Origin of the sequence: Microcoleus sp. B4-C2 (assembly GCF_036705265.1) — a bacterium.
In the GTDB taxonomy this organism is placed as follows: Bacteria; Cyanobacteriota; Cyanobacteriia; order Cyanobacteriales; family Microcoleaceae; genus Microcoleus.
In genome coordinates this window covers 37,574-40,256 of record NZ_JAUBUB010000060.1, presented here as the reverse complement: position 1 = coordinate 40,256, position 2,683 = coordinate 37,574, and the positions used below count along the sequence as shown (strand labels likewise).

Sequence of the window (2,683 nt, the reverse complement as noted above, 5' to 3'; positions counted from 1 at the left end):
CGCCCGTCCTTTTTGGACGGGCGGGACGCCCATCCCACTTTCAAGAGTGGAAGTTATTTAATTCTCATTCCTTAGTTAGTACCAACTTAAAAGCTGTACAAAATGTGCAGTAAGACGATCGAATAAAAAAAGCCCAAATCCACAGGGCAAAATCGATTCAGTGAAGTAAAGCTATGTCCGAAAGTTCCTTTGATAAAACTAAAAACTGCCCAAAATATACCGAATGTCAAATTGCCATCTTGGTTTGATTCCCCCATCTTGGGGGCGATCGCTAAACCCACCTTTTGGTTAATCTTAGCATTGCTCCCAGTCTGGGCGAGTTGGCAGATTTGGCAACTGTTACGTTTTTACAAAAAATTAAGGATTAAGTAGGTAATAGCAAAAAACACTAAGCTGTTGCGGCCTTTAAATTGTATGTCCAAAAAAATCAAAGTCTTGTGGGGAGTACGGGTTGGGCGTCCAGCCCGCCCTGAATATACAATTTAAATGTGCAACAGCTTAATATCCAATCGATAATTTTCGGGGCGAATTTTTACCAACAAGAATTGCCCAAAAACTACGCTCTCAAAAACTCCATCCCAATGGCAAATCGCCATCTATTTTTTTCAAAATATAGCAATCCTCGCATCAGTTGTAAAAATATGTAGGGGTAGTGCTAAGAGTGACTACCCCAGCCTGCATCGGGGCAACCGGGCGTTGGTTTTTCCCTACAAGAATTACACAAATCATTTAGGATTGCTATACAAGAGTTCAAGGTCGTACTCGAATAACGCGCGTAGCATCTAAGAGTACGACCTTGAAATGGTTCTATAAGACCGAACTAGCAAATGGGTTGGAGGCAACGAAACTAGGACCTACCCCAGCAATAAGATTCGGGTCAGTACCACCCACAATGGGCGCTGTAGGTGAAGGAAACCAGTTCTGCGTGGCATTGACTGTCATAGTAGGATTAGCGATCGCCGCCCCGTCGAAAGAGTTGGTGATGAAATTGCTCATATCCACTGTTCCCGGCCCTGAACCACCAAGCAAGCTGGAATCCTGTAGCCCGCTATCACCGATCGCACTAGCGGAACGAAAGCCAGTAAGTAGGTCGGGGGTCATGCTCGATGAAGTTAAGTTAGTCATCACAGCAGGTGCAACATCATTGTCTACGATGTTCAAAATGGCGGTGCTTTGCGTTCCAATCGTGGCATTGCCTGTAGCAATAGCCAAACTTAAGTTGACTGTTTCGTTAGACTCTGGCAAACTATTCTCCTGGATTGGAATAGTGATGGTTTTGGCCGTGCTGTCCCCAGAGGCAAAATTAACAGCAATGGGACTAATATTGATGTAGTCATCAGGGGCAACAGCAGTACCATCGCTCAAGTTCACCGTGGCTGAGACGGCGCCAGTAGCACTGCCAATGCGTGTAACTGTCACGGCTGCATTCCGCGTGCCTTCGTTGACGCTAAAGAAGGCAGCACTAAATTGCAGCGTGCTGTCATCGTCCGCGATGTTCAAAATGGCGTTGCTTTGCGTTCCAATCGTGGCATTGCCTGTAGGGTTGATCAAACTTAAGTTGACTCTTTCGGTACCCTCCACCAAAGTATCGTTGACGATCGGAATATCGACAATTTTGGGTGCAGCATCCCCATCAGCAAAATTGACAAGGATGGGAGCATTGTCGTAGTCATCAGCAACAGCAGTAAGATTACTGAGGTTTACCGTGGCTGAGACTTCACCAGTCGTACTGCCAGTGCGTGTAACTGTTACTGCTGAAACAATCCTTCCGTTTTCGTTCACCCTGAAAGTAGGAGCACTAAATTGCAGGCTGCTGTCATTGTCCACTATGTCCAAGTTAGCGGTGCTTTGCGTTCCAATCGTGGCATTGCCTGTAGGGTTGGTCAAACTTAAGTTGAGTGTTTCGATACCCTCCACCAAAGTATCGTTGGCGATCGGAATGGTGACAATTTTGGGTGCGGTGTCCCCAGCGGCAAAATTGACAGTCAGGGGAGTAATGGTGTAATCCCCTGGGGCAACAGCAGTACCATCGGTCAAGTTCACAGTGGCTGAGACGGCGCCAATAGCACTGCCAATGCGAGTGACAGTCACGGCTGCAATCGGCGTGCCATCTTCGTTGACACTAAAGGTAGGGGAACTAAATTGCAGGCTGCTGTCATTATCCGCGATGTTCAAAATGGCAGTACCTTGCGTTCCAATCGAGGCATTGCCTGTAGGGTTGGTCAAACTTAAGTTGACTCTTTCGGTACCCTCCACCAAAGTATCGTTGACGATCGGAATATCGACAATTTTGGATGCAGCATCCCCAGCGGCAAAATTCACCACAATCGCCTGATTGTCGTAATCACCAGGGGCAACAGCAGTACCATCGCTCAATTCCACCGTGGCTGAGACTGCACCAGTGGTACTGCCAGTGCGTGTAACTGTTACTGCTGAAACAATCCTTCCGTTTTCATTAACCCTGAAAGTAGGAGCACTAAATTGCAGGGTGCTGTCATTGTCCACTATGTCCAATGTAGCGGTGCTTTGGGTTCCAATCGTTGCACCATTCGGGTTGGTCAAAGTTAAGTTGAGTGTTTCGGTATCCTCTACCAAAGTATCGTTGACGATCGGAATGGTGATGGTTTGGGGTGCAGCATCCCCCGCGGCAAAATTGACAGTCAGGGGAGTATTGGTGTAATCA

At 47.2% G+C, this 2,683-nt stretch carries 1 protein-coding gene; it reads right to left on the bottom strand.

Annotation, left to right across the window (positions count from 1 at the left end):
- Nucleotides 1–807: 807 nt before the first annotated feature.
- Nucleotides 808–2,683: Calx-beta domain-containing protein (locus tag QUB20_RS17930; protein WP_333291535.1), on the bottom strand; the 1,876-nt coding region annotated here is incomplete at its 5' end.